10 protein-coding genes are annotated in these 12,828 nt (G+C 71.8%); 3 read left to right on the plus strand and 7 right to left on the minus strand.

From position 1 onward, the window contains the following. Nucleotides 1–93 precede the first annotated feature (93 nt). The 3 genes from ACIRBX_RS24785 to ACIRBX_RS24795 form a co-directional block, all read right to left on the minus strand. Nucleotides 94–1,149 (minus strand): hypothetical protein, encoded by a 1,056-nt coding sequence (locus ACIRBX_RS24785; protein ID WP_402299529.1) that lies wholly within the window; start codon nucleotides 1,147–1,149, stop codon nucleotides 94–96. A gap of 204 nt (nucleotides 1,150–1,353) precedes the next feature. After that, nucleotides 1,354–2,106: a DUF4232 domain-containing protein gene (locus ACIRBX_RS24790; RefSeq protein WP_402299531.1), complete on the minus strand. Its 753-nt coding sequence runs from the start codon at nucleotides 2,104–2,106 to the stop codon at nucleotides 1,354–1,356. A 565-nt stretch (nucleotides 2,107–2,671) separates the two neighbouring features. Further along, on the minus strand, nucleotides 2,672–3,946 hold the full coding sequence (locus ACIRBX_RS24795; RefSeq protein WP_402299533.1) for a phosphatidylinositol-specific phospholipase C domain-containing protein: 1,275 nt from the start codon (nucleotides 3,944–3,946) through the stop codon (nucleotides 2,672–2,674). A gap of 813 nt (nucleotides 3,947–4,759) precedes the next feature. On the opposite strand from ACIRBX_RS24795, the gene ACIRBX_RS24800 reads away from it, so the two are divergent. Beyond that, nucleotides 4,760–5,407, plus strand: coding sequence for a transglycosylase family protein (locus ACIRBX_RS24800; protein ID WP_402299535.1), 648 nt, complete (start codon nucleotides 4,760–4,762; stop codon nucleotides 5,405–5,407). Between the two features lie 193 nt (nucleotides 5,408–5,600). On the opposite strand, the gene ACIRBX_RS24805 is transcribed toward ACIRBX_RS24800, so the two are convergent. Continuing rightward, complete coding sequence (locus ACIRBX_RS24805) at nucleotides 5,601–6,113, minus strand: winged helix-turn-helix transcriptional regulator (RefSeq protein ID WP_402299537.1); 513 nt, start codon at nucleotides 6,111–6,113, stop codon at nucleotides 5,601–5,603. 92 nt (nucleotides 6,114–6,205) lie between these two features. Between ACIRBX_RS24805 and ACIRBX_RS24810 the strand changes: the two genes are divergently transcribed. Continuing rightward, nucleotides 6,206–7,597 (plus strand): MFS transporter, encoded by a 1,392-nt coding sequence (locus ACIRBX_RS24810; RefSeq protein WP_402299539.1) that lies wholly within the window; start codon nucleotides 6,206–6,208, stop codon nucleotides 7,595–7,597. Nucleotides 7,598–7,885: 288 nt separating this feature from the next. On the opposite strand, the gene ACIRBX_RS24815 is transcribed toward ACIRBX_RS24810, so the two are convergent. Then, the gene (locus tag ACIRBX_RS24815) at nucleotides 7,886–8,650 is read right to left on the minus strand and encodes a response regulator (RefSeq protein WP_402299541.1); all 765 of its coding nucleotides are present in this window, start codon (nucleotides 8,648–8,650) and stop codon (nucleotides 7,886–7,888) included. Next, complete coding sequence (locus tag ACIRBX_RS24820) at nucleotides 8,647–9,855, minus strand: sensor histidine kinase (protein ID WP_402299543.1); 1,209 nt, start codon at nucleotides 9,853–9,855, stop codon at nucleotides 8,647–8,649. Before ACIRBX_RS24820 ends, ACIRBX_RS24815 begins: the two co-directional genes overlap by 4 nt. Nucleotides 9,856–10,447: 592 nt before the next feature. On the opposite strand from ACIRBX_RS24820, the gene ACIRBX_RS24825 reads away from it, so the two are divergent. Then, entirely contained in the window at nucleotides 10,448–10,906 is a 459-nt protein-coding gene (locus ACIRBX_RS24825; protein ID WP_402299545.1) for a hypothetical protein, read from the plus strand. A 501-nt stretch (nucleotides 10,907–11,407) separates the two neighbouring features. Here the strand turns inward: ACIRBX_RS24825 and ACIRBX_RS24830 are convergent. Further along, nucleotides 11,408–12,538 carry an aromatic acid exporter family protein gene (locus ACIRBX_RS24830; protein WP_402299546.1) on the minus strand — a complete coding sequence of 377 codons (1,131 nt, stop codon included), beginning with the start codon at nucleotides 12,536–12,538 and terminating at the stop codon, nucleotides 11,408–11,410. Between the last annotated feature and the right edge of the window lie 290 nt (nucleotides 12,539–12,828).

Raw genomic sequence — 12,828 nt, forward strand, 5'->3', positions numbered from 1 at the left:
GAAGGCCCTGGACTGGGCAGGCCAGAGGACCATCAGGCGCCCCGTAGTGCCTGCGGCCTTCGCCATGACACGGGGGAGAGCGGCGCGGCTCGGTCAGATGTCCGGGTCGGCGGGGATCTCTCCCCGGCGGATCGCCTCGGTCTGCTCCGGTGTGAACGGCGCCCGGAAGAGCAGCTGCTCCTGCTGCCGGGCGCGGAAGAGGTCGGCGACGAAGTTCATCCGGTCACCCAGTTGCACCCAGTCCGCGGCGGCACTGCCCGCCAAGGTGTTCGGCGTACGGTCGATGTCGTAGAGCAGGGCCTTGAGATCGGTGTTGCGCAGCCGTGCAAGGGCGCTGGGGAAGGGCGCGCTGGAGGTGGAGCCCTTGACGTCGGAGCCGATCCGCTGGGAGACCAGGGCGCGGGTCGTGGCGAAGGCCGGGGCGGGGAGTGCGAGGTCCATCAGCTGGCGGGTGACCGTGCTCGCCCAGGACCGCTGGAGGCGTGCGCGCAGCGGCAGCGGGGCCGCCCGCATGTCCGCAGGCCAGGTGAGGGCCCGGGCGATCGGCTCCTGGAGCCTGATCTGTTCGTGCAGCCCGATCCTGAGGTTGGCGAGCAGGACGTGCTCGGCGCGCTCATTGGCGTCTGCGCTGACGAAGGCATGGCTGTAGCTGCGGATCGCCTCCGCCAGCAGGTCCTGGCCGCCCTCTTCCGCTGGGCCGGGGCGTAGGGAGGCGCAGCAGCGCTCGACCGCCACTTCGGCGACCTGCTCCGGTGGCCCGGGCTGGCCGAGGTGCTCGGCCAGGGCGGCGAAGAGCGGGCCGAGGTCCTGGAAGACGATCAGGTTCCCGTATGCCACGTTCTCGGAGACCTGCCGGACGATGGCCTGAGGAAGGCCCGCGACCGGGCGCAGCAGCGGTGGCATTCGCTGGGCGAAGGTGAGGGCCGCCCGGACGATGGAGGGGGCGCTATCACCGCGGATGGACCGGCCCGCGGTCCGGGAGGCCCAGGTGCCGAAGGCGCACCAGCTGACGTTCTCCCGGCCCAGGACCGTGCCCATCGCGAGGCTCAGGTCGTGGTAGGCCAGGGTGATTCTCAGGTTCCGCAGGACGGGGTCGGCGAGCGCCGCGATCTCGTCGACGTCCTCGGGTGAGACCGCGGCTTGCTCCACCTTTTCCACGGTCTCACCCTAGGCAGGCCGGGCGTGGTGCGATCGGCGTTGAACGGGTGATCACCCTTACGGGTGGCAGGTAGACCGGGGGCCTGGGCGGGAGACCGAGAGCGAGCTCTGGCTCGGCTGACCCGGCACGGCCTCACCAGCTGCGCCGACGGACCCCCGTCCGGCTCCCGCTGAGCGTGTCTGCCGGGTGGTCCGTTACTTCGCGGCGCTCTTCAGTTGGGCCTTGGCGTCCGCCGGGTTCGCCTGCGGCAGGCCGAGCCGGGCCTGGACCGAACCCTGCTGCTTCTCCGGGCAGACCCGCAGGTCCTTCACCGCGACGGGCAGCACCAAGGCCTCCTGGGAGGCCGCGATCACCAGCATCGTGCCGGTGGTGCAGGCGGCGTTCGGGGTGTCGGTGGCCGGCGGCGAGGCCCACCAGGCGACCGGCTGGTACAGCGCGGAGCCCGAGCGCAGCACCACTCCGTGGGCCTTGTCGGTGCCGAACTTCGCGGTCCCGAGCGCGGCCGATGCCAGCTTCGCGAAGGCCGCGCCGCCGTTGTCGATTCGCACGTCGGGCTGGCCGTAGATCACGCAGTCCTGGCCGGTGGTGTTGGTGAGCTTCACCACCGCGCCCATCCTCGGGTTGCCGCTGGTGTCCAGCTCGGCGAGTTCGGCCTTGACGTCACTGTGCTTCTCCGCGCTGGAGCAGGGCTGCAGCTCGGCGGCGGGCTTCCCGTTCGCGGTGCCTGCGGCGGAGGTGGCGGGCGTGGCGGAGTGCGTGCCGGCCCCGGCCGGGGAGGAGGCCGGCGCGGGGGTCGGCTGCGTGCTCGGCTCGCCGGTGGGCTTGGCCGCAGAAGCGGGAGCGGAGGCGGCCGGGGCGGTGGCCGGCGTGCCGTCAGGACCGCAGCCCGCGATGACGAGGGTGGCACACACCAACGCGGCCGTGGTGACGGGCTTGCGAAGCTTCAACGCGAACTCCTGCTCGGAATGGGGATTGCGGCCGGCTCGGCCGAGCGCGGCAATGCGACATCACGCGCTCATCTGTCGGCCGGTTCCCGCCCGGTGGGTGATCGCGGCCGGGCGGGGCCGAACAGTAGCAACGTGCGGCAGGCCCCGGCGGACAGCTGGAGGCACCGGGCCGGCGGGCTGCCCGGACGGCCACGTGCACGCCCCTGACCTGCCTAAGTGCGGCTGGCGAAGGATCGTTCGCGTGCCCGTCCGCGTCCGGCCGGTGCTCGGCGGCGCCGCGCTGGCCGGGTGAGGTCTGCCCGTTCGGGCAGGAGGACAGGAACCCCCGGGCCGGGAGAGTCTGCCCCCGGGGCCCGGGCGGCAAGGCCGGCCGCACCCGCGCCGTGCTGCTTGCCGAGCTCGGTGCCCCTCAGCTCGTCACTCGGCTCGGTGTCCTCTCACGGCACCTCGCTGCCCTGCGCGGTGCCGGCCCGATCTGCATTCGCGCGCGGATGAACGGGCGCTGCATCCGGTGGGCCGGGGCCAGGTCCGTTGCCGGCGGTCCGCGGCAGGGCTTCGGGGTGTGTCAGGCGTGGTACCAGATCTGGTTCTTGGCTCCGTCGGCGCAGTCCCAGATGTTGAGTTGAGTGCCGTCGGTCCGTCCGCCCGGGATGTCGAGGCAGCGACCGGACTGCGGGTTGACCAGTTGGCTCTTGCCGTTGAGCACCCACCTCTGGTTGGTACCGCCGTTGCAGCCCCACAACTGGACGGGGGTGCCGTTGGCCGTACCGGCCTGGGCGATGTCGAGGCAGAGCACGCCGCCGGGCCTGCTGACGCTCCCCATCTGGATGCTGTTGCCGATCAGAGTCCACTGCTGGGCGTTGCCCTGGTTGCAGCTCTGGGCGGCGATCTTCCCTCCGGGGAAGAACCCGGCCTGGTAGTTGTCGAGGCAGTAGTTGCTGCCCGGTGAGGACTTCCAGGCGGACCAGATCTGCGACGGGTTGCGGTAGATGAGGTTGTCGATCAACGCCCAGCCGGGGAAGTCCATCATCACCACACCGAGGTGGTCACCGCGTCCGCCACCGCTGTTGAGGTACTTCATCAAACGGGAGTTGACGCCCTCGAAATGATCCTTGCCGCTTGTGAAGCCGCCTGCGAACTGTGCGGGACTCAGCCTGGGAGCCAGTGACGCGGACGTGTAGGTGACGAACATTTCGCCGCTCGGGTCGGCTGCGGCCTTGTCCAGGTTGGGCTTGACCTTGGACCACTTGAAGTCGGGGCCGCTGGCGTCGTAGGTGTCCTCCCGGTGATTGTTGTAGCCCTTGATGCCGAAACCGTAGTCACCGTTGCCGGGGCCCTCGAAGTTGGTCAGCACGATCTTCCCGCGCACGTCCTTGAGCCGCGGAACATCAGTCGGCGTGCCCTTTGTGACGGACGGCTCGTAGAACAGGCCGGGGTACTTCTTGACGTAGTCGAGGAAGATATTGACCCGTGCAGTCTGGTCGGTGCTCTCCGGGGAGTCGGTACAACTGCCGAGGCTCTTGTCGCACTCGGAGTGCAGCCGCATCAGGATGGTCTCGCCACGGTGGGAGGCGAGGAAGCCCTGGGCGCGCATGAGCACGTCATCGAAGACGGCGTCCTGGTAGAAGGCGCCGTGATGGATCGTGAAACGGTCGCCGACCACCCGGACCCGGATGTCGATCGCCCTGATGCCGCGCTCGAACTGGTTGGCCAGGGACGCCCCGGAGGTCCCGTAGTCCTCCTGGGCCTGGACGTTCGGGCCGTCCTGGATCGCCATGGTCTCGTGTGTACCCGGGATGGTCATGGCTGCCAGCCAGGTGTTGCCGTTGACCAGGGACATCCAGTCGGGATGGCGAGTGGAGTTGATGCTCCTGTAAGCGTCGGCGTTGGTGCTCCCCATCGCCGAGGCGGAGCTTCCTGCGGCCACTGGAGCGAGTGCCAGGCCCGTGAGTGCCACGAGGGCGAGGGCCCTGCGCCGCAGGCGTTGGGCGACGCCGGCCGGCCTGTCTGCTGTGGTCATGGACGATGCCTCTCTGCGCGCCGGTCCGCGTTTGGCGTCCAGGCGTGAGTGTTGTCGGAGCGGCATCATCCACCGCCGTCACGAACCGTGACCATCGTGGAGCACCACGAGATCAACGCTCACGGCACCGCGAGGTACCGACGGCACGGAGCGAACCGAGCCGTCGCGGTCGGGCGGCGCGACGGCGGTGATGGCCGTCGGTGACGGGCCCGCCGTCTGCGCGGTCGGCGAGGGCGGCCTGTGGTCAGCTCGACCGTCGGCGCCTGGGGTGAGCGGGACAACCTCGGCGGTTGGCGGGCACAACGTTGCCGGTGCGGGGGCGGGACAACCTCAAGGCGGCGGGCACGTCGGTGCCGGGTAGGACGCGACGCGCGGGGACCTTAAGCGCTCGGGATCGGGGCCCGGATGATTCGGGCGGCGCAGCCGGAGGCGTCTTGATGGAACTGGCGGTGCCGTTCGGCCCGGGACGCGCAGGTGCTCGGGGCCGAGTGGGTGAAGTAGTGGGCCGGCCTGGGGGTCGGGGCCGTGTGCGGCCGAGGATCCGTCAGACATTGGTATCGGATGACTCCGCGGCGCCTGTGCGCCCGGTCCTGTCGTCGAAGGTGTGGAGTGCTTGTGCTGTTGTCGTCCTCGGTGAAGCGATCGCTCGTCCTGCTCTCCTTCCTGCCCCTGGTGATCACCGGTGCTCCGCGGGCGGCGGCCTCGCCCGGGGTGCCGACAGATCCCGTGGTGGCGGAAAGCGTGGTGGACTGGGACCAGCTCGCGGAGTGCGAGAGCAGCGGCCGGTGGGACATCAACACCGGCAACGGGTACTACGGGGGGCTGCAGTTCGACCAGAGCACCTGGCACGCCAACGGCGGACTTGCTCACGCGCCCCGTGCCGACCTGGCTTCCCGGCAGGCGCAGATCGCCGTCGCCGAGCACCTGGCCGCCCAACGCGGGCTCGCCCCCTGGCCGGTGTGCGGCAGCAGGGCCTCCCGCTCCGGCGCCCACGTCGCGCCGCCTCCCTCCGTCGCTGACGGCCCGACCGCCGGCGCCGCGGCCGTCCCGTTGCCGGGATCCGGCAGCGCGGCTGACGCGGACACACCCGCCGAGGTGCCCTGCGACGCCCTGCCGGCCGGCACCTGCCAGACGGTGCGGGAGGGCGACACCCTCAGCGCGATCGCCGAATCGCACCAGACCCCCGGTGGATGGACCACGCTCTTCCAGCTCAACCACGCGGTGATCGGCGACGACCCCGACCTTCTCCTCCCCGGTGCGCCACTGCGTCTGCAGCCCTGAGCTACACGCGGACACCACTCACCCGACGCCCTGACCAACGTCGGCAACGGCACCACGAACACCCTGCCGCAAATCGGCAACCTGTAACCAACCTCGGGCGACTGGCGGGCGCGGCCAAGAGCAGCTGGCCGCGTCGGCCCCCGTGGACGCTGCCTCGCAGCATGCCGAGGCAGCGTCGTCGGCGACCTGCGGTCTACCTCTGCTGCTGGGGGCCTTGGCGTTCCCAGCCGGGTGAGCGGATCTCCAGGGTGATGTCGGGGTTGCACACCTCTGACCCGCAGGTCCGGCAGGTCCAGGCGGCATCCAGAGGGTGGTCCGGATGGTCCGGCCGGCCGGCCGGGTGGTGGCGCAGCACCACGGGGGGTTCGGGGGAGAGCCAGCGGTCGCCCCAGGCGAGCAGGGCCTGGGTCAGCGGGGCGAGGTCGCGGCCGGCTTCGGTGAGGTGGTACTCGAAGCGGGGCGGGTGCTCGTTGTAGGGGCGGCGTTCGACCACGCCCGCCTCCTCGAGCGCTCGCAGCCGGGCGGTGAGGCGGTCGCGGGGGGCGCCGGTGTTGCGGGCGATCCGGTCGAAGCGGTGGTTGCCGTAGAAGAGCTCGCGTACGGCGAGCAGTGCCCACTTCTCACCGAGGACGTGGAGAGCCGCGGCGATGGAGCAGGGGCGGCCGGGGAGCGCGGCGGTCGCTCGGTCGGCGGGGGGCTTGGTCATCGCCCCACCCTCTCACAGTGGGTTGCGTATTCAAACTCGCATCAGCTAGCTTCCCCGCCATGAAGCGAGTTGGAATATCAAACCCATCCATCGTGGCCGCTCCCGCGCAGCGCCACAGACGCGCCACCTTCGCGGTGGTCGCCGCCGCCGTCTTCGTCTCGAACCTCGACCTGTTCGTCGTCAACGTCGCCCTCCCGGCGATGCAGCAGCACTTCCACGCGGCCGACCTGGCCACCCTGTCGTGGGTCCTGAACGGCTACGCCATCGCCTTCGCATCGCTGCTGGTTGCCGCCGGACGGCTGGCCGACCGGGTCGGCCACCGCACGGTCTTCCTCACCGGACTGGCCGTCTTCACCGCTGCCTCCGCGCTCTGCGCGCTCGCCCCCTCGGTCGCCTGGCTCGACACCGCACGCGTGGTGCAAGCCGCGGGCGCGGCCGCGCTGATGCCGACCTCGCTGGCGCTGCTGCTGGACGCCACACCCGCAGCCGAGCGCCCGGGCGCCATCCGCGCCTGGGCATCCATCGGGGGAATCGCAGCCGGACTGGGGCCCGTCGTCGGCGGACTGCTGGTCGAAGCCGACTGGCGCTGGGTGTTCGTCATCAACGTCCCCATCGGCATCGCCGCCCTCGCACTCGGCACCCGCGTGCTGCGCCGGCCGCAGACCCGGGACGGCGGCCCGCTGCCCGACCTCCTCGGCGCGGCACTGCTCACCCTCGCCATCGCCGCACTCGCCGCAGCGCTGGTCAAGGCGGACGACTGGGGATGGACCTCCACCCGCACGCTCGGCGGCCTCCTCGCCACCGCGTCGCTCACCGGCTGGTTCCTCCACCGATCGGCACGCCACCGCGCCCCGATCGTCGAGCTGCCGCTGCTGCGAGTGCCGAGCTTCGCCGCCGCCAACGCCGCCGCTCTACTGTTCACCGCCGCATTCGCCGGCATGCTGCTGACCTCCGCCCTGTGGTGCCAGCAGGTCTGGGACTACTCGGCGCTGCGCACCGGACTCGCCATCGCCCCCGGACCGCTGCTGGTGCCGCCGGTCGCGCTCGGCAGCGCAGCCCTGGTACGCAGGCTCCGCCCCGGACGACTCGCCGCCCTCGGCACCCTGCTGTTCGCGGCAGGAGTCGGCTGGTGGGCCCTCACCATCGGAGTCCGCCCCGGCTACACCTCCCAGCTACTGCCCGGGATGCTGCTCACCGGACTGGGCGTCGGGCTGGTGCTGCCCACCCTGATCGGGGCCGCCGCCGCAGCCCTGCCGCGCGCCCGCTTCGCCACCGGATCGGCGATCACCACGATGGCCCGGCAGATCGGAGCCGTGATAGGCGTCGCCCTGACAGTCAGTCTGATCGGCACCCCGATCGGCCCCGAAGCCGCCCTGGAGGGCTTCCGGCGGGGCTGGACGGCGGTGATCCTGGCGGTGCTGCTGGCCGGGGCGGCCGCTCTGGCCCTCGCGCGCGCTGAGCGCCGAGCCGCGCCGCCGAGCTGACGTTGGGGGCAGGCCGTTGGTTGGGCCCCGCAACCACCCCGGGGCCCAACCCGCCAACCCCAGCCGGCACCCCCGCGACACCGTCCAGCCGCACGGGGCGGCCAAGCTCTCCCACCCCGAGCGCCCCCGTTCACCCTGCGAGCACCCTTGGGCAAATCATCTGGCATCGCGTGCCGGCGAGCCCGGGCCGGGGTCAGCACGCACCGCGGCGGGCCGGCGGTCGCCGTAGCCCTCGATGCCAACGCCTGGGACATCCGCGTTTCCGTCACCGGCCGCCGCCCGCTCGGGCTACCGGGCAGGTGGACGGGGGATGCCCATCGGCGGGCCACCGTCGCCGACCGCGACCAGACCGCACTCGTAGGCGAGGACGACGGCCTGGGCCCGGCTGCCCAGGGCGAGCTTGGACAGCAGACGGTTCACATGGGTCTTGACCGTCGCCATGGTGACCACCAGATGGTCGGCGATCTCCTCGTTGGTCAGCCCGCGGGCGACAAGCCGCAGCACCTCCTTCTCACGGGAGGTGAGCACGCGCAGCCGCGACGGATCAGGAACGGTCCCGGGCGTGTGGGGCTGGTGCACGAAGGTCTCGACCAGGCGGCGGGTCAGGACCGGATCGAGGAGCATCTGGCCGGCTGCGACGGTGCCGATCGCGGTGAGCAGTTGGTCGGGCGGTGTGTCCTTCAGGAGGAAACCCGAAGCTCCGGTCCGCAAGGCCTCGTAGACGTACTCGTCGAGGTCGATGACAGTGAGCATGAGGACCTTGGGGGCGGGCGCCGGGGCGTGGGCGAGGATGCGCGACATGGCGGTGATGCCGCTGATGCCGGGCAGCCGGATGTCCATCAGGATGACGTCGGGGCACGTCGTGGCGGCCAGGTCGACGGCCTCCTCCCCAGTGGCCGCTTCACCCACCACGTCCAGCCCAGGTGCGGCACGAACCAGGGCGGCCAGCCCGGCACGGATCAGGACCTGGTCGTCGACCACCAGAACGGTGGTCGATCCCCCGTACGCAGGGCGGCCGGTCGGTGCTTCGCCATGGTGTAAGGAGATGGTCATCGCTCGCTCCCTGAGGTTCGGCCGGCCACCGGCCGGCTACCGGTTGGCGGGGTGGGGAGGGAGAACTCGACGGCGAAACCACCCCCGTCCCCGGGTCCTGCCCTGAGGGTTCCGCCGTAAAGGGCGACCCGCTCGGCCATCCCGACCAGTCCCAGCCCCGATCCCGCGGACGGCATGGCGGGGTCGCGTCCGGTGCCGTTGTCCACCGCCCGTCCGGTGACCAGGGCGGGCGCGTAGTGGAGGGTGAGGGTGACGTTCACGGGCCGTCCGGCGTGCTTGATGACGTTGGTCAGGGCTTCCTGGAAGACGCGGTAGGCGCACTGGTCGATGCCCGGCGGCAGCGGGCGCGCCTTCCCCGTGACCGTGAGGGTGATGTCCAGGCCGACCGCCTTGGCCCGCTCCAGCAGGCCCTGCAACTGGGACGTCCCCGGGGTGGCCCGGTCGGGCAGGTCGTCGAGTTCGCCCGTGCTCTGGGGATCGACCCGAAGGACCTGTAGCAGGGAGCGCATCTCCTCCAAGGCCTCGCGGCTGGTGTCACCGATCGCCTCCAGTGCGGCGCCGACCTGCTCGTGGTCGGTGCCGGCGCGGTGGAGGTACCCGGCGGTGCCGGACTGCACGGCCAGTGCGGCAAGGTGGTGGGCGACCACGTCGTGGAGTTCGCGGGCGATCCGCAGCCGCTCCAGGGACACGGCCTGCCGGGCGCGGAGCTCCTGTTCGATGCGCAGCCGCTCGGTCAGGTCGGCGAGTTGGACGTTGCGCTTGCCGAGCCTGCGCAGCCGGGTCGCGAAGAACCACATCACGCCGGTGCCGATCACGCTCTGCGCGAGTGCCATCTCGATGCTCAGGCGGGCCTGGAGCCCGGTGGCCAGCCACAGGGCCGCCGTGCCCGCCGCCCACCACCGGGCCTCGTGTCCCGGCCGGGCCGTCACCACGCAGTAGCACGCCAGCATCGGGGCCCAGACGTTCACCGAGGGTTGGAATCCGGCGAGGACGAAGCACAGCAAGGCGGTTCCTGAGGCGGCCAGTGCCGTGCGGGGGCGGCAGTGGCGCAGTGCCAGCGGCAGGTTCACCGCCACGCTCAGACCGATCGCCACCGGTCCGAAGCGTGGCCAGCCGGCCGCCCGGTAAGCAGCCTCGTAGGCCTGCTGCCCGTAGACCACGCTCACGGCCGCCAGTGTGACGGCCAGCAGCGCGTCCAAGGCCACGGGGGCACGGTGTCGGATACGTCCGCTGATCTGCACCTGCGCAGATTAGGGTTTGGCCTCGTGCCCGGCGTCAACCCCCGGGTTGAGATCCAGCTCCGCCGGCGGTGGTGCGGGCTCCAGGTCCCGTGGGCACGGGTGCGCGGGACCTGCGTCTTGCAACCCGGGCTCAGGTCTCGCCTTGTGGAGCCAGTTCCGGGCGTAGAGGTTGTTCGTGTAGCTGTGGATATCGCTTTCACCGCCACTCTCGACGGCGCCCACCAGCGCCTCCCAGGCGGACACCGGGTGGGTGACGGTGCCGTCGGCCAGCCGCGCCGGTGGAGCAGCTTGCCCACTTCGCCCTTCCCTGCCGTGCCGTGAGGCTCTCACGTCGTCCTGCCGGCCGACCAGACGGTGCGCTACCTACCCCCGGGGGCGCCGGAGCTCGCCGGGCGCGCCTACCGCGCTGGTTCGACATGCCGGATCAACCCGTGGTTCGACGCCCCGGCCCGGTCGCAGAGCGAACAATCGCAGTCGAACGAGCCAGACGGACTCCGCGGCATTGTGCGGAGCTGCCGTGCCCCACTGTGAACCACACATCGGAGGAAGGCTTCTCATGACCGTGCTCAAGCGTCTGTGCCTGGGCGCCGCTGCCCTGATGGCCACCACCACCATCAGCGTCCTCGGCACCGCGGCGCCGGCCAGCGCCGACGTCATCAACTACTCCTGCGGCCCCAAGCTGAACCCCTATGAGCTGACGACCGGCAGCCAGCGTGAATGGCTCTACGCCGCGAAGCAGGGCAGCGGCGGCGCCGACTTCTACCTCAGCACGAACAACCCGTACTACGGCAGGAACGTCTTCTGGGCTTGGGGGCACAACCTCAACCCGGGCGACACCATCTCCCTCGACTGGTCCGACGACGGAGCCCGCAACTGGCACGCCTGCCACAAGAAGGTCCCCAGCGGAGCTCATAGCACCACCACCTACGCCGTCGACAACCCGGGAGGCCGCTGGTTCCGCACCTGCGTCCACCGGTCCGGGTACTCCGGCTGGGCGTGCACCCCCTGGTTCTGACCCACCGCATCCACCGGCCGGCTCACCCGGTCGCGGGACCGGCGCCCGCACGGGCCACGGTCCCGCGACCGGGAAATGCGGCTGGAGGGGCCAGCCGCTAAGACGCGAAGACCCTACGCGGTGCTCACGGCGACCCGGTTCCCACAGCCACTGAGGTATTCCTTCCAACGGCCGGCGCGCCCTGACCCCGTGTGCTGGCTTCCCTCCTGGGAGCCCGGGGCTCAGGGCTGGAGCCGGAGCATTGCGCCGGGTCCGAAGGTGAAACGGGTCCACGGACGAGGGCAGTGCCGGTACCGGTCGGCCGGGCTGGGCACGCTGCAGATCGGGGACGGGATCGGCGGGCCCCGCCGGACCTCCGCCGTCGAACGCGTCAGCACGAGGTTGCCCCGCAGCGGGCCGCGTTCCGTACGGGCGGAGCTGGTGAACGCGCTCTGGCTCGGCTGACCCGTCACGGCCTCCCGAGCGCTGGCCGCGCCGAGCTCCCGTGGTGCGACGGCCTGGTCACCGGTCGGCCCGGCCGAGGGTGGCGCCGGGGTGGGGCCCGCGGTGCGGGTCGAGTTCGTGGAGGATCTGGCGGGTCTCGTCCATCAGGGAGCCGTGCAGGGACCACAGGACGGGGCCGTAATCGGTTCGGCAGAGGGTCTCGGCAGCTGCGGCGTGGTGGTCGCGGGCCCGGTGCAGGGCCTTCGAGAGGTCGTCGGTGTGCTCGGGGTCGTCGGCGCGGTCGCGTTGGATGCGGGCGAAGACGTCGAGGGCGTCGCCGATGGCGTCCATGACGCCGGCGAGCGGGCGCATCCGCTCCCGGGCATCCGTGCGGGCCGTCTCGTCGGTGGGGAACTGGCGCTCGCCGCGGGCGAGGTCGTCGAGGCCGCGCAGGATGGAGCCGAGCTGGTCGCCGACGTGCCCCAGGCAGGTGAGCGCTTCGGCGAGTGGGCCAAGGGCCGCGGCGGGGTCGGTGGTCTGCCGCAGGCGGCGGGGGTTGAGGCGGATGCCCTCCCGGGCCCGGTCGGCGCTGCCGCGAGCCCGGTCGAGCTCGCGGGCCGCCGCCTCGACGCGGCGCAACCAGGTGTCGGAGGTGTGCTCGTCCCAGCCCTCGCGGAGGTGTCCGGCGGTGTCGTGGGCGATGCCGGCGAGGTGGTGGGCGGCTTTCGCGCACTGGTGGGCGGCGTGGCCCACGTAGGTGGGGGGTGCCGCGAGAAGGTTGACGAGGATGCCGGAGGCGACGCCGATGAGCGTGTCCAGGATCCGCACGGGTGCATAGGGGGCGCCGGTGCTCAGGACCAGCAGGACCGTGACGGGCACTTCCGTGGCGCGGTCACCCAGGCGCAGGAGCTTGCCCAGAGCCAGGCAGGAGCCCACCGCGAGGCCGATGGTGCCGAAGTTCGCGCCGGCCAGGCGGAGCAGGCCGAGGGCGGCGAAGGCTCCGAGCATCACGCCGCTGATCTGCCGCAGGCCCTGGGCGAGAGTACGGAAGACGGTGAGCTGGACGGTCAGCAGCGCGGCCAGCGGTGCGAGGACGGGCTGGTCGTCCTCACCCAGCAGGAGGACCGCGGCCTCCCAGGCCAGCGCGCAGGCGATGGCGACCCGGGCGGTCTGCGCGAGCGCCTCCCCGTGCGAACGGGCCGTGCGCACCGGGTGGCGCAGCGCTGTACCGGTAGCCCGGAGGCCGTCGGCGGTTCGCGCCCGCCAGGACGGCGCTGTCTGCGGTCGCCGGCGGGACCGGCTCCGCTGTGACCGCCCGGGCCGGACAGGGGCTTCGCTCCTGCGCGCTGGACGGGGTTCGTCCCCGAGGGCGACCTCTCCATGATTCGTCATGCGGCAGTCCCACCCCCGGCTCGCTCGGACCAGCCCGGAGCCGACCTTCTCGTGTCGGGCGAGCACGTTGCGCGTTCGCCTGCCCCGTGTCCCCGCTCGCATGCCCC

The organism is Kitasatospora sp. NPDC096147 (assembly GCF_044763225.1).
Classification (GTDB): Bacteria; Actinomycetota; Actinomycetes; order Streptomycetales; family Streptomycetaceae; genus Kitasatospora.